Origin of the sequence: Paraburkholderia sp. EG286A, from assembly GCF_040965375.1 — a bacterium.
Lineage (GTDB): Bacteria > Pseudomonadota > Gammaproteobacteria > Burkholderiales > Burkholderiaceae > Paraburkholderia.
On record NZ_JBFRCB010000001.1, the window covers coordinates 332128 to 354048 of the forward strand.

Sequence of the window (21921 nt, forward strand, 5' to 3'; positions counted from 1 at the left end):
TCGCCAATTCCTGCCTCCGTCTGCTGGATGGTCGTGCGATGTATTCTATAGGATATAGCGATTCAGAGAGGGAGCGCATGAATCGCGCGGCCCCGTGTTTCTGTGGCGCCACGTCGCATGAACTAAAATTCCCCCTTCACGCCTCGTTGCGCACGCACCCGATTTTTCGCTTTTTCCCGCTGTTCAATGACCACACCTTCTCCGGAGGCGGCGTCCGACGACCCGCCCAGCCTTTCGCGCAATCGCGGTTTCCGGCGCTTTTATGGCGCACGCGTGCTGTCGTCGCTCGCGTTCCAGATGCTCGCCGTCGCCATGGGCTGGCACATCTACGCGCTCACGCATAGCGCGTTCGCGCTCGGTCTCGTCGGCCTCGCGCAGTTCCTGCCGATGTTCTGCCTCACGCTCGTCGTCGGCCACGTGGCGGACCGCTACGACCGCAGACGCATCGCATCCGTCTGCCAGCTCATCGAATGCGCCGCCGCGCTGACCTTCGCGGCCGGCACCGTCGGCGGCTGGCTGAGCGCGCCGCTCATCTACGCGCTCGCCGCGTGCGTGGGCGCGGCGCGTGCGTTCGAGTCGCCCGCCATTTCGTCCTTGCTGCCGGGCGTCGTGCCGCGCTCGCAGCTGCCGAACGCGACCGCGTGGTCGACCTCGGCGAACCAGACCGCGAACATCGTCGGCCCGGCGCTGGGCGGCCTGCTGTACGGCATCGGCGCGACGCCGGCCTATGCGGCCTGCTCGCTCGCGTTCGCGGCGGCGGCCACGCTCTCGGGCACGATCCCGCTGCGCGCGAAACCGCCCGCGCGTGCGCCCGTCACGCTCGGGTCGGTGTTCTCGGGCATCGCGTTCATCCGTTCGCAGCCCGTCATTCTCGGCGCGCTGTCGCTCGATCTGTTCGCGGTACTGTTCGGCGGCGCGACGGCGCTCTTGCCCGTGTTCGCCCGCGACATCCTGCACGCCGGGCCCATCGCGCTCGGTCTGTTGCGCTCGGCGACGGCCGCGGGCGCGCTGGCGGGCTCGATCTGGCTCGCGCACTTTCCGCTGCGGCGCCGGCCGGGTCTTGCGATGTTCGGCGGCGTGATCGTGTTCGGCTGCGCGACGATTGCGTTCGGGCTCTCGCACAACATCGTCGTGTCGCTGATGGCGCTGGCGGTGCTGGGCGCGTCGGACGTGGTGAGCGTGGTCGTGCGCACGTCGCTCGTGCAGCTGCGCACGCCCGATGAAAAGCTCGGCCGCGTGAGCGCGGTCAATTCGCTTTTCATTGGCACGTCGAACCAGCTTGGCGAGTTCGAGTCGGGGCTCACCGCCGGCTGGTGGGGCGCGCAGCGTGCCGTGCTGGTGGGCGGCGTGGCGACGATCTGCGTCGCGCTGCTGTGGATGCGGCTCTTTCCGGCCCTGCGCGACACGCGCTCGCTCGAGCGCGAAGAGGCGCACGCCACCGCCAGCGCGAACTGATCGCGCGCGGCCGCCTGCGGCGCCCCGTCCCGCCGCTGCCGCGCGCCGGGGTTTGCCGTTATCCTTGCTCCAGGGCCCGCTCGCCGCAGCGGAAGTAGCGGACCGCCGTTTTTCTCATCCACCCATCAAGTCATGCATCCATCGACCATCGCCCCGAGGAGCGCCGCATGCGCGTAGGCCGCCCCGTCAAGGCGCTGCCGCAGCCGCTGTGCGACTACTGCGGCGCGAAAGCGGTGCTCGCGCGCTTTGCCGACGAGGCCTACCCGTATCGCGACGATCATGGCCCGCTCTGGGTCTGCACGCCCTGTGAGGCCTGGATCGGCGTGCCCGCGCGCAGCACGCGCAACGTGCCGCTCGGCCGGCTTGCCAACGCCGCCCTGCGCGACGCCAAGAGCCGCCTGCACGACGCGCTCGAACCGCTGGTGGCCGCGAAGATGCGGCGCGACAAGGTCAACGCCTTCGAAGCGCGCGGCAAGGCCATCCGCTGGCTCGGGGAGGAGCTGGGCTTCGACCTGCCCAATCCGTCGATCCACCTCCTGAGCCTCGAGCAGTGCGAGCAGGCCATCGCCCACATCGAGGCGTTCATGGCCGCGCGGCGCACCGAGGGCGGGGGCGAGCGCGAACCGCGCTGAGCCGGCCGCCGCCAGCCGCTTGCCCGCCCATCAGGCGATGCGCGGCGCATGTCTGTCACTGATCGTTACATTCGATTTGAGGGTCGGCGCTTAACCTTCGGCGCGCCGTGCCGTTATTGCACGGAACAGACTCTTACTTGCCCTTCCATGGCCAGGACCATCCCTTTTCCGCAGCGCTCGCAAGCCGGTCGCCCCCGACGCAGCAAGTCGATGCTGCTGCCGATCCCGCGCGCGGTCGCCAACGAGCTCGCGCTGCAGGTACATCTCGCGCTCGCCGCGCTGCGCCGCGGCGGCACCGGCGACGACGCACGCGCCTTGCTCCATGCTCACGTGCTCGCGCAATCGATTGCGGAGGCCGGATATGGCGTGCTCGAGCCGGAACAGGTGCGGGCGGCCGATGCCGCGCTGATCGCCTGCTTCGAGCGCGGCAACACGGGCGGCGGCTGGCAGCTGGACGAAGCGGGCTTCGAGGCGGTTGCGCAGCTCGTGAGTGTGTACGACCGGCAGCTGCAAGGCGCGCCGCTGTGGGCGCTGACCGAGGCAAGCGAGCGGCTCGAGCGCATGGGCGCGGGCGATGCCAGCCAGCAGGCCTTGCGCAAGAGCGCGTGACGTGAGGATGGGGCACGTCGGGTACGCCCCTTGCGGCGAGGTGGAATGACCGTCGCCGCACAGACGCAGTGGGCAGCAGGCAGTATGGTGAAGTGAACGATCCCTCTTTGAAAGACGAGCCGGATCGAGGCGATGGACGGAAGGCCGCCGGCGATGCATCCCCAAAAAATGCATGGCCGCTCCGGTCGAGCCTGGGATGCGCTGGAGCGAACCAGGGGCGAGCCCGACGCGGGCCGCCAGCGGGCGCTGTGGCGACATTGGCACGAGATTTGACGCGGGACGCGAATCGTGTTGACTTCGGACAGGTGGCGCGCCTAAAATTCGCCCGTCTTAACAAAAGGGGCTGACGCCTTGGACAGTAGCAGTTGTCGATCTTCGAACAGTTTCGCTGCCTGACCGGCAGGACGTCCGCGCTCCCTTTCTTTCAGCCGCCGTCTTGCCAGCCAGGCAGATGGTGCGCGTCCAGCAGTAAATCCTCGTGCACTCTTGAATAGCGTCGACCGACGCCGCAGCGCCTTGACCGTATCAAGCGCCGCGGATGGCCGACATCGCGCCGTAAGCCCGCCCTGATCGATGCGCGCTTGCGGCACGGTTCGTTCGTTGCGCCCTGCGCGCGACGCGCGGATCGACACATGCGCGCTTTGCAGCCCTTGAAGCCGCTTCGCGTTCGAGCCACCGGCTCGATGCAAGCCCTGGGGTCAGCCGCCGTGACGATAAGGAGTTCCGATGTCTGACAGTGACAGTTATCCGTTATGCCGCTTCCTTTTGAATTGCACTGAGGAAAGCGGGCAGACGCGAGCCGCCGCGCGCTGAACGAAGCGCTCTGCCGGGTCTGCTGGCTTTCCTCCCCAACGCGTCCCCCGCGACGCCAGGAGAACCAGTATGAACTTCGGCCTTCTTTTGCCGCATCTGTCGCAACTGCAGCAAACGCAGCACACCCTCCATCCCGATGTGCTCGGCGCGCGTGAGCGTGCGAGCGCCCCGCCGCCCTGCCGGGAATCGCAACTCGCCGCGCGCTGGCGAGACCTGCGAGCGCGCGTGTTTCGGGTCTGAATCAGACAAGCAGTAACGGATCCCCGCGCGTATGCCCAGCCGGCCGGGCCGGCCCTACGCGCCGCGCGAGGGATTCGCGCAATAACCCATCGCCGGTGCTTCGACATGAACCAGTTCAACCACACATTGCGAACGACCCGCCGCGCAGCGCGCGCCTGCGCCGGCGTGCTCGTGCCCACGCCTGTACTCGCCAACGGAGGCCGCTAATGGAGTTCAGCTTCAACCTGAACCGCACGGCCAACGCCTCGGCGTGGCGCGTGCTGCCGAACCGCTGGGACTTCGTGGCGTTCCCGCTGATGATCGGCCTCATCGCGATGGCGGCCGTGGGCTTTCACGAAACGATGGCGCCCATCGCCACGTTGAAGGCGCAGCCCATCTCGCTCGATCCCGCGAACCTGCCCGAGTACGCCATGCGCACCACGCTGCGCATGCTCGCGGCGATGGTCGCATCGCTGATCTTCACGCTCGTCTACGGCACGCTCGCGGCGAAGAGCCGCCGCGCGGGCCAGGTGCTCGTGCCGATTCTCGACATCCTGCAGTCGGTGCCGGTGCTCGGCTACATCTCGTTCACGGTCACGTTCTTTCTCGCGCTCTTTCCCTCGCGCGTGCTCGGTGCCGAACTCGCGGCGATCTTCGCGATCTTCACGAGCCAGGCCTGGAACATGACCTTCAGCTTCTACCAGTCGCTGCGTACGGTGCCGCGCGATCTGGACGAGGTCTCGCGAGGTTTTCACCTCACGGGCTGGCAGCGCTTCTGGAAGCTCGAAGTGCCGTTCTCGATGCCGGGCCTCATCTGGAACATGATGATGTCGATGTCGGGCGGCTGGTTCTTCGTGGTGGCCTCCGAAGCGATCACGGTGGGCAACAACACGATCACGCTGCCGGGTGTCGGCGCGTATCTGGCGCAGGCGATCGCGGAAAAGAACCTGCACGCCGTGGGCTGGGTGATCCTCGCCATGATCGTGGTGATTCTCGCCTACGACCAGTTCCTGTTCCGCCCGCTCGTGGCCTGGGCCGACAAGTTCCGCATGGAGAACACGAGCTCGGGCGACGCGCCCGAATCGTGGCTGCTCGATCTGATTCGCCGCACGCGCCTCATTCACCGTCTGCTCGTGCCGATGGGCTTCCTGCTCGCCACGCTCGCGCGCATTCCGTTGCGCGTGCAACTGCCGAAGTCGCTGCCCGTCGTCACCACGATCAGCAAGCGCTCGCGCATCGGCGACATCGTCTGGGCCGTGCTCGTGATCGCGCTGACCGTGTTCGTGGTGTGGCGCGTGGTGGCCTATGTGCGCACGGGCGTCACGCTCGATGAAGTCTGGCACGTGTTCGTGCTCGGCCTCATCACGCTGCTGCGCGTGCTGCTCCTGATCGCCATCGCTTCGGTGATCTGGGTGCCGCTCGGCGTGCTGATCGGCCTGCGCCCGTCGCTCGCCGAGAAGGTCCAGCCGCTCGCGCAGTTCCTCGCGGCGTTCCCGGCGAACCTGCTGTTCCCGGTGTTCGTGATCGTGATCGTGCGCTTTCATCTCAACCCTGACATCTGGCTGTCGCCGCTGATCGTGCTCGGCACGCAGTGGTACATCCTCTTCAACGTGATCGCGGGTGCCAGCGCGTATCCGAACGACTACAAGGAAGCGGCCACGAACTTCCGCATTCGCGGCTGGCAATGGTGGAAGAAGGCCATGCTGCCGGGCATTTTTCCGTACTACATCACGGGCGCGATCACGGCTTCCGGTGGCGCATGGAACGCGAGCATCGTCTCCGAGTTCGTGCAGTGGGGCGATACGAAAGTCGTCGCGCATGGCCTCGGCTCGTACATCGCACAAACGACCGCCGCTGGCGACTTCCCGAAGATCATTCTGGGCATCGCGATGATGTCCCTGTTCGTTACGTTGTTCAACCGCGTGCTCTGGCGTCCGCTGTACACGTACGCCGAGTCCCGGCTGCGCCTCGATTGAGATGGAGTGACATCATGCTGAATCCGAAAATCGTCTCATCCGACCTGCTGCCGATGCGGCCCACTCCCGGCCAGGAAGTGCTCGCCGTCAAGCATGTTTCGCGCGGCTTCGCGAAGAAAGAGGACGAGCGCCTCGTGCTCGACGACGTCAACCTCACACTGCGCGAGGGCGAGATCGTCGGCTTGCTGGGCCGTTCCGGCTCGGGCAAGTCCACGCTGCTGCGCATCATCTCCGGGCTCATCGAGCCGACCGAAGGCGAGGTGAACTGGCTCGGCAAGCCGCTCGAAGGGCCCGCCGAAGGCGTGTCGATGGTGTTCCAGACCTTCGCGCTGTTCCCGTGGCTCACCGTGCTGCAGAACGTGGAAGCGGGCCTCGAAGCGCAAGGCGTGGGCGCGCGCGAACGCCGCGAACGGGCGCTGGCGGCCATCGACCTGATCGGTCTGGACGGCTTCGAAAACGCCTACCCGCGTGAGCTGTCGGGCGGCATGCGCCAGCGCGTGGGGTTCGCGCGCGCGCTGGTGGTCGACCCGACGCTCCTGCTCATGGACGAGCCGTTCTCCGCGCTCGACGTGCTGACCGCCGAAACGCTGCGTACCGATCTGCTCGACCTGTGGACGCAAGGGCGTCTGCCGATCAAGTCCGTGCTGATCGTCACGCACAACATCGAGGAAGCGGTGTTCATGTGCGACCGCATTCTCGTGTTGTCGTCGAATCCGGGGCGCGTGTCGGCCGAGATCAAGGTGCCGTTCAAGCATCCGCGCAACCGTCTCGACCCGGCGTTCCGCAAGCTCGTCGACGACATCTACGCGAAGATGACGGCGCGCGAAGCCGCCGAGGCCACGACTCGCCGTCTCGAAGTGGGCAGCCGTCTGCCGGACGTGTCGACCAACATCATGGCGGGTCTGATCGAGACGCTGGCGGCCGCGCCGTATCACGGCCGCGCCGACATGCCGGAAATCGCGCGCTCGTTGCATCTGGAAGTCGACGACCTGTTCCCGATCGTGGAAATGCTGCAGCAGCTCGGCTTCGCCGACGTGCGCGAAGGCGATGTGCTGCTCACGCCGCCCGCACGCGTGTTTGCGGAGATGGGCACGCAGGCGCGCAAGCTCATGTTCGCCGACCACCTGCTGCGCAACGTGCCACTCGCGGCGCGGATCAAGAAGGTGCTCGACGAGCGGCCCGGCCATCGTGCGCCGCGCGTGCGCTTCGAGCAGGAGCTGGAGGACGTGCTTTCCGATGTCGACGCCGAAGAAACGCTCGATACCGTGATCGAGTGGGCGCGCTACGGCGAGGTCTTCTCGTACAACGACCAGTCGGAAATCTTCAGTTTCGAGGACGTCGAGGCGTAACGCCTGCGTCCTTGCAAAAACAAAAACGGGCGGCGAGGGTGACACCTCAACCGCCCGTTTTTTTGTCTTCAGAATCCGCTGGCCTTACTGGCCGATTCCGATCAGCTCGATTTCGAACGTGAGGTCGCTGTTCGGCGGGATCGGGCCGACCGCGCGATCGCCATAAGCGGTCGCCGCCGGGCAGGTCAGCTTCGCCTTGCCGCCGACCTTCATCTTCTGCACGCCCTGGGTCCAGCACGGAATCACGCGATTGAGCGGGAAGGTCGCCGCCCCGCCATGCTTGTCGGAGCTGTCGAATTCGGTGCCGTTCGCGAGCGTGCCGCGATAGTTCACGCGCACGACGTCGGTGGCGCTGGGCTGCGGACCGGTGCCTTGCTTGATGTGTTCGACGACGACGCCCGACGGCAACTTGTCGATGGGGTTGGCGGCGAACGCGGTCGTGGCAACGGTGGCAGCGGCGACCAGGGCAATCAGTGATTTCATGAGAGGTCCTCGTTGAATGGCAAATCGATTATATCGGGCGCGCGACCCGGGTCCCGGTTCGTTGCCGGTACGACGGTTCAGGCGCTCGCGTACGGCGTGCCGTCCTTGTGCAGAAACCGTCCGTCGCTGCTGGGGCTGATCATGTCGACGTCGGAGCAGGTGATGACGTCTGCCGGCGAACGCGAGCCGACTTCGAGATACACGGCGACGCGATCCGACCGGTTGATCATGTGGTGCCCGTTACCGGAGTGCTTCGCAAACGCCGCGCAGTCCCCCGCGCGCAGCACGGTTTCGCCATCGTCCTCGATCAGGGTCAACTCGCCTTCGAGGACGTAGACGAATTCGTCTTCGTCCGAATGCCAGTGACGCTGGCTCGACCAGTTGCCCGGCGGCAAGTGCATGAAGTTGACGCCAAAGTCGCGCAGACCGCCGGCGTCGCCGAGCCGCTGGCGGACACGCTCGGCGCATGGCGCGTCGAATGGCGCGGGATAGCCGGTGCCCTGACGCTTTGGCACGCTCGCGATGTCGATCTTCGGCATGGACGACTCCACAATTTGCGAAGGCAGAGGCATAGGTGAGCTTCTTCGGGACTCACCGCGCCGCGCGTGCGGCGCACCATGCTACCGCGCGCAGACCCTTGATTAGACGGAGAACTTTACCCTGCCAGCGTTGCGCCGCGAGGTGGCTTGCGGCGTATCGGTGAGATTTTTCGGGAGATGGACCGGGCGAAGCGACGGGTGAGACCGGCGCGCGCGAGCCGCGCACCGGCCAGGGTGCCGACCCATCAATTCGGCTTGCCGCTCGACGACCCGTTACCGTCGCCCGATGCACCGGCGCGGCCAGGGCGCGGCTTGCCGCCTTGCGAAGCCGTCTTCGAAGCGCCGTGCGCCTGCGCCCGCCCGCGATCGTTGTCGGTGGCGTCGTCGTCGTGATCGTCGTCGCCGTACGTATGCCCTTCGACATCGTCACCGCGCGCCATGCCGATGAGGAAGTTGCGCTGCGGATTCGCCAGCTCGATGCCGCGTTCCGTGAAGCGCAGCAACACGCGCTTGTTGAACTCGCGCTGCACGCCCCAGCGCGCCGAGTCCTTGCACTGAATCTGCCCGACGAGCGTCACGGCCGCGCCATCCACCTGATCCACGCCCCAGTAGGCGAAGTCGCTGAGAATGCCGTTCTTGAACGCGTCTTCCTTGCGGATCTCGGCGCCGATGTCCTTGAGCGTGTCGATGGCGCGCTGCAGATCCACGCCATGCGCGATCTGCACCTTCACCGCCGCGTTGCCGATGCCGCGATTCGTGTTGTTCACGGTCGTCACCGAGCTGAACGGCACGGTGTAGAGCGAACCGTCGCCGCCGCGCAGGCGCACGGTGCGGATCGAGAGAAACTCGACCGTGCCCGAGACGCCCGCCACCGTCACCCAGTCGCCCACCTGCATGGCGTTTTCCGTCAGCAGGAAGATGCCGGTGATGAAGTCCTGCACGAGCTTTTGCGAGCCGAAGCCGAGCGCCACGCCGAAGATACTCGCGCCCGCAATCAGTGGCGCGGTGTTCACGCCGAGCTGCGAGAGCGCGGTGAGCCCGACCACGACGAGGATCGAAACGAGCAGCGTGGTGCGGAACATCGGCAAGAGCGTGCGCAGGCGCGCGGCGCGCACGAAGTCGCCTGCGTCGGTCCAGGCGTTCAGGCGCCGCTCGGCCGCGCCGTTCGCGAACTCCCAGATCGCGACGGCGGCAATGACGGCGATCACGATAGTGAGGAGTGCAGAGCCCAGCAGATGCCCCATCGGCGCGAGCGCGAGAAGGCGTGCGGGACGCAGGCCCCAGACGTGCAGCAGCAGGTCGAGCGTGACGATCCAGATCGCCACGACGACGATGCGTCGCAGCGCCGGGTAATAGCGATACGCACGGCGCTGGCCGAAGCTCATTTTCTCCTGATCCTCGCGCAAGCCGAACGCGCGGCTCAACGCGCCGAGCAGCACGATGGCGCTCACGCGCGCGGCGAGCAGGACGACGAGCGAGAGTCCGCCCGCGCGCAGCAGCGCGGCGTAGCCGCCGCGCAGATCGAGCGCCCAGACGAACCAGAGCGCGAGGACGACGAAGAGCGCGACGCCAACCCAGATGTCGGCGAACCATTGCATGAACCAGGCATACGAGCCATGGCGCGCGGCGGCGGCGCGCATGGCGTCGGCCACGGGGCGGCGCAGCTGCAGGATCATCACGGCGAGCGCGAGGTGGCCGACCAGCGTGACGACCTTCACGAGCGCGAGATGCGCGTCCTCGGTCATGCCGAGCGGCACCGCGCCGCCGATCGCTCCGCCCACGCCGCCGATCACGGCGATGCGTACGAGCCAGCGCTGCGCGTAAGCGGCCCAGTCGTCGGGCAGCGGCACGAGGCGCAACGCGGCCGCGTCGGGCGCGAACAGCAGCTTGCCGAACATCACGATCACGCGGCAGATCACATACGTATCGACGATCTGGCCGACGGCTTCGGCGGGCGCGGCGTCGTCGGGGCCGAAGAGCGACAGCACGCCTGCGGCGCACAGGCCGAAGGCGACCACGGGCACGACTTCGAGCAGCATCACGAGCAACGCGCCCGGCAGACGCTGCAAGAGGCGCCAGTGATGCGCGCCGCGCAGCGCGTGGTAGGCCTCCTTCGCGCGGTCGGCGGCGGTCTTCGGCGAGGCGCCGGCGTTGTCCTCGGCTTGCGCCGCGACTACGGTGGCGCGCGCCGCCTCGTTGGCGCTGGCGTTCGCGTTGGGGCCGGCGTTCGGGTCGCCGTCCTTGTCGTCCTTGCCGTCCTTGCCCTCGGCCGGTTCCATGCCGGCGGCTTCGCGCAGGGCGTCCTGTTCCGCGTCGGCCTTCGCATCGGCGGCTTTCGCCTGCGCGGCGAGCGCGAGGCTCGTGCCCGTTGCTTCAGGCGTTTGTGGCTGCGGCGTCGGTGTGCCGCCTTGCGGGGGGCCGGCGTTCTCGCGCTGTTTCGCGGCCTGATGCGCGGCGATGGCACGCTCCGGCGTGGCGACGACGCGGCGCAGCACCGTGGCGAGCGCGAGCGCGGGCACCAGCGTGAGCAGCAGCACGCGCAGCAACGCGAGCAGCAGCGCGTGGCCTTCCGGCGTGTTCAGATGGTCCTGCCACCAGTTGCGCGTGGACCAGAGGCCGAGCAGCGTCGCGAACGTATGGTTCAGATGCTGGCCGATCGCGCGTGCGCCGTGCGCGGCGTGATCGGCGATCTGCACGACCAGACCGTTCGAGCGCAGTGCGCCCGCGAGCGGCGCCGAAGCGGGTGTGGCCGCCGCCGCGCCGGAGGCCGCGGCGGGCGCACTGGCCGGCGCGCTCGCCGAGGGGGGCACGGCCAGCGCGCCGGCGGCGGCGATGGCGCGCAGCGTGTCTTCCATGTGGCCGCGCTGCACGGGATCGTCGAGAACCTGCAGGGCGGCTTGCGCCTGGGTGGGCGTGAGCGCCACGGGGGCGGCCGGGTTGGCCGCGTTGGCGCTAGTGGCGGGCGCGGCAGGCTGGGCGGGATGCGCTGGGCTCGTGCCGGGCCTGAGCGCTTCGGCGACGGTGGCCGGTGTCGCCGCCGCCGCACTCGACGCGCCGAGCGCGAGCGTCAGGCCGGCTGAAACGGCGAGGACGGCGACGAGAGCATGCAGGCGCGATGCGCGCGGGAACCGAAAGGCAGAAGAAAGGGACATCCTTGTCATTGGCTTACGGGTCGCGACTGCGGCGACCCTTCAGTGGCGGCGGAGGAAAAGACAGCGGGACGAAACGCGCGGCTGGAAGCGCGTTGGCGCGGCGCACAGCCTGCCGCCGCCCGATTCGTCGGAACGTTCGACGCGCTGCCGCAAGTTTGGTGCCCACTTTGTGCGTGGGTGGCCCGCATGGCGTTTGCGGAACCGCCAAAAACGGCGCGGCGCGCGAAACGTGAGTGCTGACTATGCCGGGAGTATGCCTCTTTTACCTTACGAACGCGGATGAGGTGCGCACGCCGGGGCGCCGATAAAAGGGACGCTTCAATGCCGTGCGGTCTGCCGCCTACGCGGGTTTTGATCAGTGGCGCGTGCGCCCGCGCGAGTGCTACCGTTGCACGGTCAACATTCAGGCCCGCCAGAGGCCGACGAGGAGAGCCATGAACAGCGTCAGCATGACCGGAGTGCGCAAGGGCAAATTGAGCCGCACGCAGTTGATCGTCGCCGCAACGATCGGCAATGCGCTCGAATTCTTCGATTTCACCGTCTACAGCTTCTTCGCGCTGACCATCGGCAAGCTGTTCTTTCCCACCATGTCGAGCTACGGGCAGTTGCTGGCCTCGGTGGCGACCTTCGGCGTGGGCTTCGTGATGCGGCCGCTGGGCGGCGTCGTGATCGGCGCGTATGCCGATCGCGCCGGACGCAAGCCCGCCATGACGCTCACCATCTTCATGATGGCGCTGGGCTGCATGCTGATCGGCCTCGCGCCCACCTACGCGCAGATCGGGGTGGCCGCACCGGTGTTGATCGTGTTCGCGCGCCTGCTGCAGGGGTTTTCCGCGGGCGGCGAAGTGGGCGCTTCCACCACGCTGCTGATCGAGGCGGGCACGCCCGTCAATCGCGGCCTGCTCGGCAGCTGGCAGTTCGCGAGCCAGGGGATGGGCGTTTCGCTCGGCGCATTAACGGCGGGACTCCTGACGACTTTCCTCGCCGCCGACACGCTGCTCGCCTGGGGCTGGCGCGTGCCTTTCCTCATGGGCGTGGCGATCGCGCCGCTCGGCATGTGGATTCGCCGGCGTCTGGACGAGCAGTTGCCGCAGCAGGCGAGCGTGGTGCGCATGCCGGTGCTCGCCGTGCTGCGCGACCACTGGCGCCGCGCCGCGCTCGGCATCCTGCTGACGATCGGCTCCACGGTCACGGCCTATGTCGTCACGTTCTATATGCCGACGTATGCGATTCACGAACTGAAGGTGCCCGCGCCCACGGCCTTGCTGGCGGGGCTCGTTTCCGGCGTCGTGACCTTTCTGGTGGCGCCCGTATCGGGCCTGCTCTGCGACCGGTTCAGCCGCCGCGCTCTGATCTTCTGGCCGCGCGTGGGCGTCTTGTTGTTGATCTACCCGGCGTTCCTGTGGCTCGCGAGCGGCCCGGACGCCACGCGTCTTTTGACCACCGTAGGCGGCCTGAGCGTGCTGCTTGGGCTGCAGGCCGCGCCGTCCATCACCATGCTGCCCGAGATGTTCCCGCGCGCCGTACGCGCGACAGGCATGGCGATCGTCTACGGCATCGGCGTGGCGATTTTCGGCGGCTTCGCGCAGACCGTTGCCACCTGGCTCGTGAAGAGCACGGGCAATCTGCTCGCGCCCGCGTGGTACGTGATGGCGTGCGTGGCGATCTCGTGCCTCGCGTTGCCGTTCATTCGCGACCTTACGGGCAAGCCGCTCGAGGATTGACGGTTAGCCTTTCTGGCGCGCCGCTTCGAGATTCGCGTCGAGCTGCCGCGCCAGACCGTAGAGCATGCCGAGCGAGGGCGCCGCGACGCCCACACGCTGCGCCAGTTCATAGGGCGCGCCTAGCAGCGCTTCGACTTCGAGCGAGCGCTGCGCTTCGACGTCTTGCAGCATCGAAGTCTTGAACGCGCCGAGCTTGCGCGTGATCGCGTTGCGCTCCTCGATGGTCATCGCGAGGCGAATGCCGAGCGCTTCGCCAATCGCACGCGCCTCTGCCATGACCGCGCTCACGAGTTGAGTCGTGAGCGGGTCGTCGAGAATCACGTCGGCGGTCGAGCGCGTGAGCGCGCTGATGGGGTTCATCGTCATATTGCCCCAGAGCTTCGCCCAGATATCGGCCTGAATCGGCTCTGCCTTCGTGACCTCGAAGCCGGCCTGCGCAAGCAGCTCGCGCGCTTCCTGTGCGCGCGTGGCCATGTGCGCCGAGCCCTCGCCGACGATCAGATGATTGCCGCCGCCCTTGCGGATCACGCCCGGCCCCGCAATCGACGACGACAGATGCACGACGCAGCCCGAAGCCTGCGCGGGCGGCAATGCCTTCGAGACGACACCGCCCGGATCGACCGCTTCGAGCCGGCCGTTCGCGTGCGTGCCGCCGAAGCCGTGGAGGAACCACCAGGGCACGCCGTTCATCGCCGAGACGATATGCGTGTGCGGGCCCACCAGCGGCGCGAGCGAAGCGGCCGACTGGGCGAGCGCCTGACCCTTCAGGCAAACGAAGACGATGTCTTGCGCGCCGAGCGTGGCGGCGTCGTTCGTGGCGTTGACGGCTTGCGTGTAGCGCGTGTCGCCTTCGACGATCGTGAGACCGTCGCGGCGAATCGCTTCCAGATGCGCGCCGCGTGCGAGCAGATTCACGGCGATGCCCGCGCGCGCAAGACGCGCCGCGATCAGGCCGCCGATCGCACCGCCGCCGACGACGGTGATCTTCTGATTCGGTGTGTTCAAACTTTCACTCCAGATAGGACGGGTCGATGCGCGTGACGCGGCGGACCAGCGCGTCGAGCACGTTCTGGCCTGCGCCGTGTTCGGGCGAGAACTGCAAGGCGTCGCGCGTCGAGCGTTCGGTGATGGCGGGCGCGATCGGCAGCGTCTGGCCGCGCATCGAATCGGTCACGACCTGCACTTCGCACGCGCGGTTGAGCGTCCACAGCAGCGCAAACGCGTGCGCGAGGGTCACACCATGCGAGAGCAGCCCGTGATTGCGCAGGATCAGCAGCCGCTTGTCGCCCATCGACTTCAGGATGCGCGATTTTTCTTCGGCGTGCACGGTGATGCCTTCGAAATCGTGATAGGCGACCATGTCGTGCAACTGCGCCGAATAGAAGTTCGTATACGCGAGGCCGCCTTCCATGCACGCCACCGCGAGCCCTGCCGTGGTGTGCGTGTGCATGACGCAATGCGCGTCTGCCACGTTTGCATGAATCGCGCTGTGAATCACGAAGCCGGCCGGGTTGATCGGGTATTCGCTCGGGCTCAGGATATTGCCTTCGAGATCGATCTTGACGAGATTCGAGGCCTTGATTTCGTCATACGTGAGCCCGAACGGGTTGATGAGGAAATGCTTGTGCGGGCCGGGCACGCGCAGCGTAATGTGATTGAAGATCAGCTCGGTCCAGCCCATCAGATGAAACACGCGATACACGGCGGCAAGCTGCACGCGCGCCGCCCATTCCGTGGGGTCGCACCATTCGGGGCGCGTGCGCTGGATGTTTTCATTCATGAAAGTCTCCTCGTGGCGGGCTCTGATCAGGCCGATCCTACGCGCAAATAAATGCGTGTGCAAGCATCAAATTTTCCATGAAATGCCTGCAGAAAAGGGCTTTCATCGATGCTATCCTGATGCCGTGGCCGCATTTCGCGGCCGGTGAAAACCTGGCGGGAAGATCCATGACGGGGAAGTACAACATCGCGGAGCTGTTCACCTACCGGCTCCATGTGCTCAAGAAGCAGACCGATCGCACGATGGGCGACGCGTTCGAGGCAGCGCTTTCCCTGTCGCTCACGGAGGCGCGGCTGCTGCTCAGCGTGGGCGCGTTCGGATCGCTGTCGGTGTCGGATCTCGGGCGCGTGTCGAATCTCGACCGCAGCCAGGCGAGCCGCGCCACCGACGTGCTCGAACGCAAGGGCCTGCTCGCCAAGACCTCGAACGAGGCGGACGCGCGCGGCGTGCTCGTGGCGCTCACGGCGCAGGGGCGCAGCACCTACCGGCGCGCCGCGACGATCTCGAAGGCGACGAACGAGGCGATTCTCGCCACGCTGAGCGAGCACGAGCGCGAAGTGCTGGCGAGCGTGCTCGCCAAGCTCGTGCAGAGCGGGGAAGCGGGCGAATGAAGCGCGCCCCCGCGCGTGGTGGAGTGAGCGCGCGTTAGCCGCGCGCCGCGGGCTGGCGGAATTTCGCGGCCAGTTCGCTTGCGCTGCGTGCGAGCAAGGACACGTCGCTGCCCACGGCGACGAACGTCGCGCCGGCTTCCAGATATTCGTTCGCAATGACCGGATCGGCCGCGAGCACGCCCGCGCCTTTGCCTTGCGCGCGCACGGTGCGAATCCCGTTGCAGATCGCCTCGCGCACCGGTGGCGAGCCCGGTTGGCCCAGCAGGCCCATCGAAGCGCTCAGGTCCGCGGGCCCGAAGAACACGCCGTCCACGCCCTCCACCTGCGCGATGGCTTCGAGCTGGGCGAGCGCGCTTGCCGTTTCCACCTGGACCAGTACACAAAGTTCTTCCGCCGCATGATGCAGATAGTCGGCCGAGCCATTCCAGCGCGAGGCACGCGCAAGCGCGCTGCCCACGCCGCGCACGCCGTGCGGCGGATAGCGCGTCGCGGCGACGGCGGCGCGCGCCTCCTCGGCGTTCTCGATCATCGGCACGAGCAGCGTTTGCGTGCCGATGTCGAGCAGTTGCTTGATGATGGCGGCGTCGTTGCGCACGGGCCGCACGATCGCGTGCGTGGGGTAGGGCGCGACGGCCTGCAGTTGCGCGAGCGTGCTGCGCAGATCGTTGGGCGCGTGCTCGCCGTCGATCAGCAGCCAGTCGAAACCCGTATTCGCAAGCAGTTCGCTCACGTACGCGTCGGCGAGTGCGGCCCACAGGCCGATTTGCGGGTGGCCTTGCGCGAGCGCGCGCTTGAACGGGTTGGCGGGTACGGCCATGATTTCGGCGTCCTGATCAGATGAAATGGAAGCCGATGCCGCCCAGCGGGCCGTAGTCGGCATGGAACGTATCGCCCGCGCGCGCCGGAACCGGGGCCGTGAACGAGCCGCTCAGGATCACGTCGCCGGCTTCGAGGCGCTCGTCGTGCCGCGCGATCTTGTTGGCGAGCCACGCAACGCCGGTCGCCGGATGGTTGAGCACCGCGGCGGCCAGGCCGCTTTCCTCCACGGCGCCGTTCCTGTAGAGCAGCGCGCCGACCCAGCGCAGGTCCACGTCGAGCGGCTTCACCGGGCGGCCGCCCAGCACGACGCCCGCGTTGGCGGCGAAGTCGGAAATCGTGTCGAACACCTTGCGCGGCGCTTTGGTTTCGCGGTCGAACTGCTCGATGCGCGCGTCGATGATCTCGATGGCCGGCGTCACGTAGGCCGTGGCGTCGAGCACGTCGAAAAGCGTGACGTCGGGCCCTTGCAGCGGCCGGTTCAGCACGAACGCCAGTTCCACTTCCACGCGCGGCGCGATGAAGCGGTCGGCGCGAATCTCGCTGCCCGCGGGGATGAACATGCTGTCGAGCAGCGGCGCGTAGTCGGGCTCGTCGATCTGCGACGCGCGCTGCATGGCGCGCGACGTGAGGCCGATCTTGCGGCCCTTGATCGTGTGGCCCGCGGCGAGCTTGAGTTTGACCCACTCGCGCTGGATCGCGTAGCCGTCGTCGATCGTCATGTCCGGATGCGACCGCGAAAAATGCCGCAGCTGCGTGCGCGTGCGTTCTGCTTCGTCGAGCCGTGCAGCCAGCTCGCGGATGGTTTGCTGATCGAGCATCATGAACTCACGTTTTTGAGCCTGGCGTGCAGGTTGTTGTGCTTCCACGCGCCTTCCTCGCTGAACTCGACGATTTCGAGCGAGAGCGCGAGGCCGTGCGACGCGAAGGCTTGGGCGAAGTGCAGCTTGATCGCCTCGAAGAGCGCCTCGCCCGTCGCGCGGCGCACAGCCTGGGAGCGGCCCGCGCCGATCTTGAGGCAGCCGTGCAGGAAGGCGTTGCCGGGATCGCCGTCGGCAACGAAGTACTGTTCGCAGCGCAGCGCGCGCGTGCGAATGCCGCCGCGCGGATAGACGCGTGCGCCACTTTCATCGCGTTGCGCGTCGAGCACGTGGGCAAGCGATTCGCATAGCTGACTCATGCTGCTCGCGTCCGCGAGATTCGCGCTGTATTCGAGGGTGAGATGGGGCATGGCGTTTTCCCGTGCTTTAGCCGCTTAGACCGGCAGAGGCGTGACCGGCAGGATGGCATTGATCTGCCCGGTGCCGGAACTGCCGAAATACGGCGTGACGACTTCCGCGCGGCCTTCGTAGCGGTCCAATCCCAGCGCGCCGAGCAGCATGGCGGTGTCGTGCATGCCGCCTTCGCCCCAGCACTTTTCGTTGTACATCGGCAGCATGGCGCAAAAGGTTTTCCAGTCGCCGCGCTCCCACATCGCCACGACGTTGCGATCGGTCGCTTCGAGAAATGGGTCCCAGACCTTGTGCATGAAGGCTTCGGCCGTGCCGTTGTTGGCGAAGTGGTGGCTCAGCGATCCGCTCGCGAGTATCGCCGCCGTGCCGTCGTAGCGCTCTTCGATCGCGCGTCGCACGGCGAGGCCGAAGCGCGCGCTGGTGGCGAGGTCGTGCCACATGCACCAGCCCGCGACCGAAACGGTGCGGAAATGTTCGTCGCCGTTCATGTAGCGCATGGGGACGAGCGTGCCGTATTCGAGGTCGAGCGTCGTTTCACTATGGGCGCGCGTCTTGACGCCCATTTCGTTCGCGACATCGGCAATCAGCTGGCCAAGCTGCGGATTGCCCGGATACGCATACGGCATGTTCTTGATGAAGTGTGGCAGCTCGTTGCTCGTGTAGACGCCTTCGAAGCGCGGCGCGCAGTTGATGTGATACTCGCTGTTCACGAGCCAGTGCACATCGAACACGACGATCGTGTCGACGCCCAGCTCGCGGCAGCGGCGGCCGATCTCGTGATGGCCGTCGATGGCCGCCTGGCGGCAGCCCTTGTGGGGGCCGTCCAGTTCCGAGAGGTACAGCGAAGGCACGTGCGTGACCTTGGCTGCCAGCGCGAGTTTGCCCATTACACGCCCCAGTGCGGAATGTGATGCGAGCCGAGCGAAACACACACGTTCTTCGGCTCGAGGAACACTTCGTAGCTCCACGTGCCGCCTTCGCGGCCCACGCCCGAAGCCTTCGTGCCGCCGAACGGCTGGCGCAGGTCGCGCACGTTCTGGCTGTTCACGAAGCACATGCCCGCTTCGACGGCGGCGGCCACGCGCAGCGCGCGGCCGGTGTTCTCGGTCCACACGTAGCTGGACAGGCCATAGGCGATGTCGTTGGACTGGCGGATCGCGTGCGCCTCGTCGTCGAAGGGAATCAGACACGCCACCGGGCCGAAGATTTCTTCCTGCGCAATGCGCATGCGGTTATCGACATCGACGAACACGGTCGGCTGAACGAAGTTTCCGTTCTTCACCGCGTCGGGCAGCGCCGGCGCGTCGAGGCCGCCGCACGCGAGCGTCGCGCCTTCCTTCGGGCCGAGTTCGATATAGCTGCGTACTTTCGCGAGATGGCCCTGGCTGATCATCGGGCCGACGATGGTTTTCTCGTCGAGCGGATCGCCCACGCTGATGCGCTTCGCACGTTCGACGAAGCGCTCGGCGAACTTCGCGTAGATCGAACGCTGCACGAGAATGCGCGAGCCGGCCGTGCAGCGCTCGCCGTTGTTCGAGAAGATCATGAACACGGCGGCGTCGAGGGCGCGCTCGAAATCGGCGTCGTCGAAGATCACGAACGGCGATTTGCCGCCCAGTTCCATCGAGAACTTCTTCAGGCCCGCGGCCTGCACGATGCGGTTGCCCGTGGCCGTCGAGCCCGTGAACGACACCGCGCGCACGTCGGGGTGCGCGACGAGCGGCTCGCCCGCTTCCTTGCCATAGCCGTGCACGATATTGAGCACGCCTGCCGGAATGCCGGCATCGAGCGCGAACTGGCCGAGCATCGAGGCCGTGAGCGGCGACAGCTCGCTCATCTTCAGCACCGCGGTATTGCCGAACGCGAGGCAGGGTGCGACCTTCCACGTGGCGGTCATGAACGGCACGTTCCAGGGCGAGATGAGCGCGCACACGCCCACGGGATGAAACAGCGTGTAGTTCAGATGCGTGGACGTCGGGTAGGTGTGGCCGTCCACGGCGGTGCAGACTTCGGCGAAGTAGCTGAAGTTGTCGGCGGCGCGCGGCACGAGTTGCTTGCCGGTTTGCGAAATGGTCTGGCCCGTGTCCTTCGTTTCGGTCTGCGCGATTTCGGGCACATGCTTCGCGATCAACTCGCCGAGCTTGCGAATCGCCTTCGCGCGCTCCGCGGCGGGCGTGGCCGCCCAGGCGGGGAAGGCGTCTTTCGCGGCGCGCACCGCGAGATCGACTTCCTCCGCGCCGCCGCGCGCCACTTCCGCGAGCACGTCCTGGTTGGCCGGATTCACGGTCTCGAAGTAGTCGCGCCCGCTGTGCGCGCGGCCGTTGATCAGATGGTCGATTCGCATGTCTAACGTAGTCCGTGTTCGATTCGTTGGCGGATCAGCGCCCGTAGTCGGCGTCGCTCGCGATGGTGTTGACGAGACGGCCCAGACCGTCGATCTCGCACACCACTTCGTCGCCCGCATTCACGTTGACGACGCCTTCGGGCGTGCCGGTCAGGATGACGTCGCCGGGGGCGAGCGTCATGAAGCCGCTCAAATACTCGATGAGTTCCGCGATGCCGGTGACGAAATCGCGCGTGTTGCCGTTCTGTTTGAGTTCGCCGTTCACGTAAGTGCGCAGGCCGAGCGCGTTGACGTCGGCGACGTCGGCGGCGTCGACGAACCAGGGGCCCAGCACGGTGCCGCCATCGCGATTTTTCACGCGCAGGTTCGGGCGGTAGTAGTTCTCCAGGTAGTCGCGGATCGCGTAGTCGTTCGCGATCGTGTAGCCGGCCACGTACTGCATGGCGTCCTCGCGCTTCACGTGCTGCGCGGTGCGGCCGATCACGACGGCAAGCTCGCACTCGTAATGCATGAACGTGACGTCGGCGGGGCGGCGCGTGGTGCCGCGATGGCCGACCACGCTGCCCGGCCCCTTGAGGAACACGAGCGGCTCTTCCTGCTTCGAGAACTGCAGTTCTTTGGCGTGCTCGGCGTAATTGAGCCCGAGTGCGAAGATCGTGCCGGGCTCGAACGGCGCGAGCCAGACGACTTCGTGCTCCTCGCACACGCGGCCGTCGGCGAGCCGCACGCGGTTTCCTTCGGGCGTGGCTTCATGGATGGCGCCTGCATAGGCGACGCGTCCGCGCGTCATGCTTGTACTCCTTGCGCTTCACCTGCCGCGACGAATTCGATTTCGAGTGGCGCCCAGTCGCCAATGGAGATCGCTGCACGCGCACCGGCCTGCACCACGGGTGCGCCATGCGGCACGCCGAGCGTGATGACGTCGCCGGGGGCGAGCGTCATGAAGTCGGTGACATCGGCGAGCAACTGGGCGACGCCGCGAACGTTCGTAGCCGTTGTCGCACGGAAGGCCGCGCCGCCTTCGACGTTCACCGCAATGGCAAGCTCGTCGGGATCGGCCACATGCCGGCGCGCGACCACGGCGGGGCCGATGGCGCAGAAGTTGTCGCGCGCGCGAAACCGCACCGAGGGGCGGTAGACGCTCGCGTGCGGCACGCTCAGATCGGCCACGAGCGTATACCCCGCGATGTAATCGAACGCTTCGTGTGCGGCGACGCGCGCGGCGGTGCGCCCGATCACGACGCCGAGCGACGCGCCCACCTGGACGCCCTCGCCGCCCGGCACGGCCACGCGCGTGCGGTGGCCCGCGAGCGTGTTGCGCGGCTTCAGGTAGAGGATGGGCGCGCGCGGCGGCGCCTTGTAAGGGGGCGCGTTCACGGCGTCGCCCAGCGCTTCTAGCGCGTGGCGGTCGTTGAGCAGCGTGCCGTAGACAGCGCCGCTCACCGGCGCCCGGCAACGCGTGCCCGTGGCGAGCAGCTCGCGCATGGTGGCGACGCTGACGTCGCGCGGCAAGGCCTCGCCTTCGACGTGCAGCAGATGATCGGCAACGGAAAACATGGCTTGGATGGGCTTCACGGAAACACTAATATGTGAGTGATAGTGCGCTTGCTATCATCCGTCGTCAATCGTCGATGAGAATTTTTCGGGTTTCCCCTGGGCCTGTTCGTCGAATTCCTCGTTTAGCTGAAACCGCCATGTCCGATACTTCGCGTCCGACCACTCGCGTTGCGCATCGCAACCTGCCCATGCTGCTGCTGCGCGCACGCGAAAAGATGATGGAACGCTTTCGCCCGCTCATCACGTCGCACGGTCTCACTGAGCAGCAGTGGCGCGTGATCCGCGCGCTCAACGAAAGCGGACCGCTCGAGCCGCGGCAGATTTCCGACCTCTGCACGATATCCAGCCCGAGCATGGCGGGCGTGCTCGCGCGTATGGAAACCCTCGGGCTCGTGACGAAGGAGCGTTTCGCCGACGACCAGCGGCGCGTGCTCGTCTCGCTCACGAAGAAGAGCCATCAGCTCGTGAAAGCGATTTCGAAGGAACTGGAGGCGCGCTACAAGGCGCTGGAAGCGGAGGTGGGGCCGGAGGTGGTCGAGCGTGTGTATCGCGCGATCGACGATCTGCTCGCCGGCCTGGAGGCGTGAGCGCGACGCGCGCCTTCGGGCGCGCTCGCGGGCAAAGGTGAGG

Annotated in this window: 21 protein-coding genes; 9 read left to right on the forward strand and 12 right to left on the reverse strand. The window is 67.0% G+C overall.

Annotation, left to right across the window (positions count from 1 at the left end):
- Positions 1–186 precede the first annotated feature (186 nt).
- The 6 genes from AB4Y35_RS01565 (at position 187) to AB4Y35_RS01590 (ending at position 7053) form a co-directional block, all read left to right on the forward strand.
- Entirely contained in the window at positions 187–1455 is a 1269-nt protein-coding gene (locus AB4Y35_RS01565; RefSeq protein WP_368703072.1) for an MFS transporter, read from the forward strand.
- Between the two features lie 167 nt (positions 1456–1622).
- Positions 1623–2087 carry a zinc-finger-containing protein gene (locus AB4Y35_RS01570; protein WP_368703073.1) on the forward strand — a complete coding sequence of 155 codons (465 nt, stop codon included), beginning with the start codon at positions 1623–1625 and terminating at the stop codon, positions 2085–2087.
- 210 nt (positions 2088–2297) lie between these two features.
- A complete protein-coding gene (locus AB4Y35_RS01575) occupies positions 2298–2696 on the forward strand; it encodes a hypothetical protein (protein ID WP_342919167.1) in 399 nt (132 codons plus the stop codon).
- 882 nt (positions 2697–3578) lie between these two features.
- Positions 3579–3749 carry a hypothetical protein gene (locus AB4Y35_RS01580; protein WP_368689152.1) on the forward strand — a complete coding sequence of 57 codons (171 nt, stop codon included), beginning with the start codon at positions 3579–3581 and terminating at the stop codon, positions 3747–3749.
- Between the two features lie 206 nt (positions 3750–3955).
- On the forward strand, positions 3956–5704 hold the full coding sequence (locus tag AB4Y35_RS01585) for an ABC transporter permease (RefSeq protein ID WP_368703074.1): 1749 nt from the start codon (positions 3956–3958) through the stop codon (positions 5702–5704).
- Between the two features lie 14 nt (positions 5705–5718).
- A complete protein-coding gene (locus AB4Y35_RS01590; protein WP_368703075.1) occupies positions 5719–7053 on the forward strand; it encodes an AAA-associated domain-containing protein in 1335 nt (444 codons plus the stop codon).
- An 84-nt stretch (positions 7054–7137) separates the two neighbouring features.
- Here the strand turns inward: AB4Y35_RS01590 and AB4Y35_RS01595 are convergent, their stop codons facing one another.
- The 3 genes from AB4Y35_RS01595 to AB4Y35_RS01605 form a co-directional block, all read right to left on the reverse strand.
- Positions 7138–7536, reverse strand: coding sequence for an FKBP-type peptidyl-prolyl cis-trans isomerase (locus AB4Y35_RS01595; RefSeq protein WP_368703076.1), 399 nt, complete (start codon positions 7534–7536; stop codon positions 7138–7140).
- A 77-nt stretch (positions 7537–7613) separates the two neighbouring features.
- Complete coding sequence (locus tag AB4Y35_RS01600; protein WP_368703077.1) at positions 7614–8075, reverse strand: cupin domain-containing protein; 462 nt, start codon at positions 8073–8075, stop codon at positions 7614–7616.
- A gap of 245 nt (positions 8076–8320) precedes the next feature.
- The gene (locus AB4Y35_RS01605) at positions 8321–11227 is read right to left on the reverse strand and encodes a mechanosensitive ion channel family protein (protein WP_368703078.1); all 2907 of its coding nucleotides are present in this window, start codon (positions 11225–11227) and stop codon (positions 8321–8323) included.
- 434 nt (positions 11228–11661) lie between these two features.
- Here AB4Y35_RS01605 and AB4Y35_RS01610 point away from each other — a divergent pair, with 434 nt between their 5' ends.
- On the forward strand, positions 11662–12951 hold the full coding sequence (locus AB4Y35_RS01610; protein WP_368703079.1) for an MFS transporter: 1290 nt from the start codon (positions 11662–11664) through the stop codon (positions 12949–12951).
- 3 nt (positions 12952–12954) lie between these two features.
- Here the strand turns inward: AB4Y35_RS01610 and AB4Y35_RS01615 are convergent, their stop codons facing one another.
- Positions 12955–13956: a 2-dehydropantoate 2-reductase gene (locus AB4Y35_RS01615; RefSeq protein ID WP_368703080.1), complete on the reverse strand. Its 1002-nt coding sequence runs from the start codon at positions 13954–13956 to the stop codon at positions 12955–12957.
- Positions 13957–13960: 4 nt separating this feature from the next.
- The gene (locus AB4Y35_RS01620; RefSeq protein WP_368703081.1) at positions 13961–14731 is read right to left on the reverse strand and encodes a class II aldolase/adducin family protein; all 771 of its coding nucleotides are present in this window, start codon (positions 14729–14731) and stop codon (positions 13961–13963) included.
- A gap of 167 nt (positions 14732–14898) precedes the next feature.
- On the opposite strand from AB4Y35_RS01620, the gene AB4Y35_RS01625 reads away from it, so the two are divergent.
- Entirely contained in the window at positions 14899–15342 is a 444-nt protein-coding gene (locus AB4Y35_RS01625; protein ID WP_368703082.1) for a MarR family winged helix-turn-helix transcriptional regulator, read from the forward strand.
- 34 nt (positions 15343–15376) lie between these two features.
- On the opposite strand, the gene hpaI is transcribed toward AB4Y35_RS01625, so the two are convergent.
- Genes hpaI through AB4Y35_RS01660 form a run of 7 tightly spaced genes read right to left on the reverse strand, consistent with a single transcriptional unit; the run spans position 15377 to position 21291 of the window.
- A complete protein-coding gene (gene hpaI, locus AB4Y35_RS01630; protein ID WP_368703083.1) occupies positions 15377–16159 on the reverse strand; it encodes a 4-hydroxy-2-oxoheptanedioate aldolase in 783 nt (260 codons plus the stop codon).
- A gap of 16 nt (positions 16160–16175) precedes the next feature.
- Positions 16176–16979 carry a 2-oxo-hept-4-ene-1,7-dioate hydratase gene (gene hpaH / locus AB4Y35_RS01635; RefSeq protein ID WP_368703822.1) on the reverse strand — a complete coding sequence of 268 codons (804 nt, stop codon included), beginning with the start codon at positions 16977–16979 and terminating at the stop codon, positions 16176–16178.
- The gene (locus AB4Y35_RS01640; RefSeq protein ID WP_368703084.1) at positions 16979–17389 is read right to left on the reverse strand and encodes a 5-carboxymethyl-2-hydroxymuconate Delta-isomerase; all 411 of its coding nucleotides are present in this window, start codon (positions 17387–17389) and stop codon (positions 16979–16981) included. Before AB4Y35_RS01640 ends, hpaH begins: the two co-directional genes overlap by 1 nt.
- Before the next feature lie 24 nt (positions 17390–17413).
- Positions 17414–18277: a 3,4-dihydroxyphenylacetate 2,3-dioxygenase gene (hpaD, locus tag AB4Y35_RS01645; RefSeq protein WP_368703085.1), complete on the reverse strand. Its 864-nt coding sequence runs from the start codon at positions 18275–18277 to the stop codon at positions 17414–17416.
- Entirely contained in the window at positions 18277–19734 is a 1458-nt protein-coding gene (gene hpaE / locus AB4Y35_RS01650; RefSeq protein WP_368703086.1) for a 5-carboxymethyl-2-hydroxymuconate semialdehyde dehydrogenase, read from the reverse strand. The genes hpaD and hpaE overlap by 1 nt, the downstream gene beginning before the upstream one ends.
- A 34-nt stretch (positions 19735–19768) precedes the next feature.
- Positions 19769–20524, reverse strand: a complete 756-nt coding sequence (locus AB4Y35_RS01655) for a fumarylacetoacetate hydrolase family protein (RefSeq protein WP_368703087.1) — start codon at positions 20522–20524, stop codon at positions 19769–19771.
- Complete coding sequence (locus AB4Y35_RS01660; protein ID WP_368703823.1) at positions 20521–21291, reverse strand: fumarylacetoacetate hydrolase family protein; 771 nt, start codon at positions 21289–21291, stop codon at positions 20521–20523. Before AB4Y35_RS01660 ends, AB4Y35_RS01655 begins: the two co-directional genes overlap by 4 nt.
- A gap of 188 nt (positions 21292–21479) precedes the next feature.
- Here AB4Y35_RS01660 and hpaR point away from each other — a divergent pair, with 188 nt between their 5' ends.
- Complete coding sequence (gene hpaR, locus AB4Y35_RS01665) at positions 21480–21878, forward strand: homoprotocatechuate degradation operon regulator HpaR (RefSeq protein WP_368703824.1); 399 nt, start codon at positions 21480–21482, stop codon at positions 21876–21878.
- Positions 21879–21921: the final 43 nt, after the last annotated feature.

What these genes read in the sequence shown, in the direction of transcription:
- AB4Y35_RS01565 (WP_368703072.1), top strand. Translation starts at nt 187, where the DNA reads ATGACCACACCTTCTCCGGAGGCGGCGTCCGACGACCCGCCCAGCCTT.
- AB4Y35_RS01570 (WP_368703073.1), top strand. Translation starts at nt 1,623, where the DNA reads ATGCGCGTAGGCCGCCCCGTCAAGGCGCTGCCGCAGCCGCTGTGCGAC.
- AB4Y35_RS01575 (WP_342919167.1), top strand. Translation starts at nt 2,298, where the DNA reads ATGCTGCTGCCGATCCCGCGCGCGGTCGCCAACGAGCTCGCGCTGCAG.
- AB4Y35_RS01580 (WP_368689152.1), top strand. Translation starts at nt 3,579, where the DNA reads ATGAACTTCGGCCTTCTTTTGCCGCATCTGTCGCAACTGCAGCAAACG.
- AB4Y35_RS01585 (WP_368703074.1), top strand. Translation starts at nt 3,956, where the DNA reads ATGGAGTTCAGCTTCAACCTGAACCGCACGGCCAACGCCTCGGCGTGG.
- AB4Y35_RS01590 (WP_368703075.1), top strand. Translation starts at nt 5,719, where the DNA reads ATGCTGAATCCGAAAATCGTCTCATCCGACCTGCTGCCGATGCGGCCC.
- AB4Y35_RS01595 (WP_368703076.1), bottom strand. Translation starts at nt 7,536, where the DNA reads ATGAAATCACTGATTGCCCTGGTCGCCGCTGCCACCGTTGCCACGACC.
- AB4Y35_RS01600 (WP_368703077.1), bottom strand. Translation starts at nt 8,075, where the DNA reads ATGCCGAAGATCGACATCGCGAGCGTGCCAAAGCGTCAGGGCACCGGC.
- AB4Y35_RS01605 (WP_368703078.1), bottom strand. Translation starts at nt 11,227, where the DNA reads ATGTCCCTTTCTTCTGCCTTTCGGTTCCCGCGCGCATCGCGCCTGCAT.
- AB4Y35_RS01610 (WP_368703079.1), top strand. Translation starts at nt 11,662, where the DNA reads ATGAACAGCGTCAGCATGACCGGAGTGCGCAAGGGCAAATTGAGCCGC.
- AB4Y35_RS01620 (WP_368703081.1), bottom strand. Translation starts at nt 14,731, where the DNA reads ATGAATGAAAACATCCAGCGCACGCGCCCCGAATGGTGCGACCCCACG.
- AB4Y35_RS01625 (WP_368703082.1), top strand. Translation starts at nt 14,899, where the DNA reads ATGACGGGGAAGTACAACATCGCGGAGCTGTTCACCTACCGGCTCCAT.
- hpaI (WP_368703083.1), bottom strand. Translation starts at nt 16,159, where the DNA reads ATGGCCGTACCCGCCAACCCGTTCAAGCGCGCGCTCGCGCAAGGCCAC.
- hpaH (WP_368703822.1), bottom strand. Translation starts at nt 16,979, where the DNA reads ATGCTCGATCAGCAAACCATCCGCGAGCTGGCTGCACGGCTCGACGAA.
- AB4Y35_RS01640 (WP_368703084.1), bottom strand. Translation starts at nt 17,389, where the DNA reads ATGCCCCATCTCACCCTCGAATACAGCGCGAATCTCGCGGACGCGAGC.
- hpaD (WP_368703085.1), bottom strand. Translation starts at nt 18,277, where the DNA reads ATGGGCAAACTCGCGCTGGCAGCCAAGGTCACGCACGTGCCTTCGCTG.
- hpaE (WP_368703086.1), bottom strand. Translation starts at nt 19,734, where the DNA reads ATGCGAATCGACCATCTGATCAACGGCCGCGCGCACAGCGGGCGCGAC.
- AB4Y35_RS01655 (WP_368703087.1), bottom strand. Translation starts at nt 20,524, where the DNA reads ATGACGCGCGGACGCGTCGCCTATGCAGGCGCCATCCATGAAGCCACG.
- AB4Y35_RS01660 (WP_368703823.1), bottom strand. Translation starts at nt 21,291, where the DNA reads ATGTTTTCCGTTGCCGATCATCTGCTGCACGTCGAAGGCGAGGCCTTG.
- hpaR (WP_368703824.1), top strand. Translation starts at nt 21,480, where the DNA reads ATGCTGCTGCTGCGCGCACGCGAAAAGATGATGGAACGCTTTCGCCCG.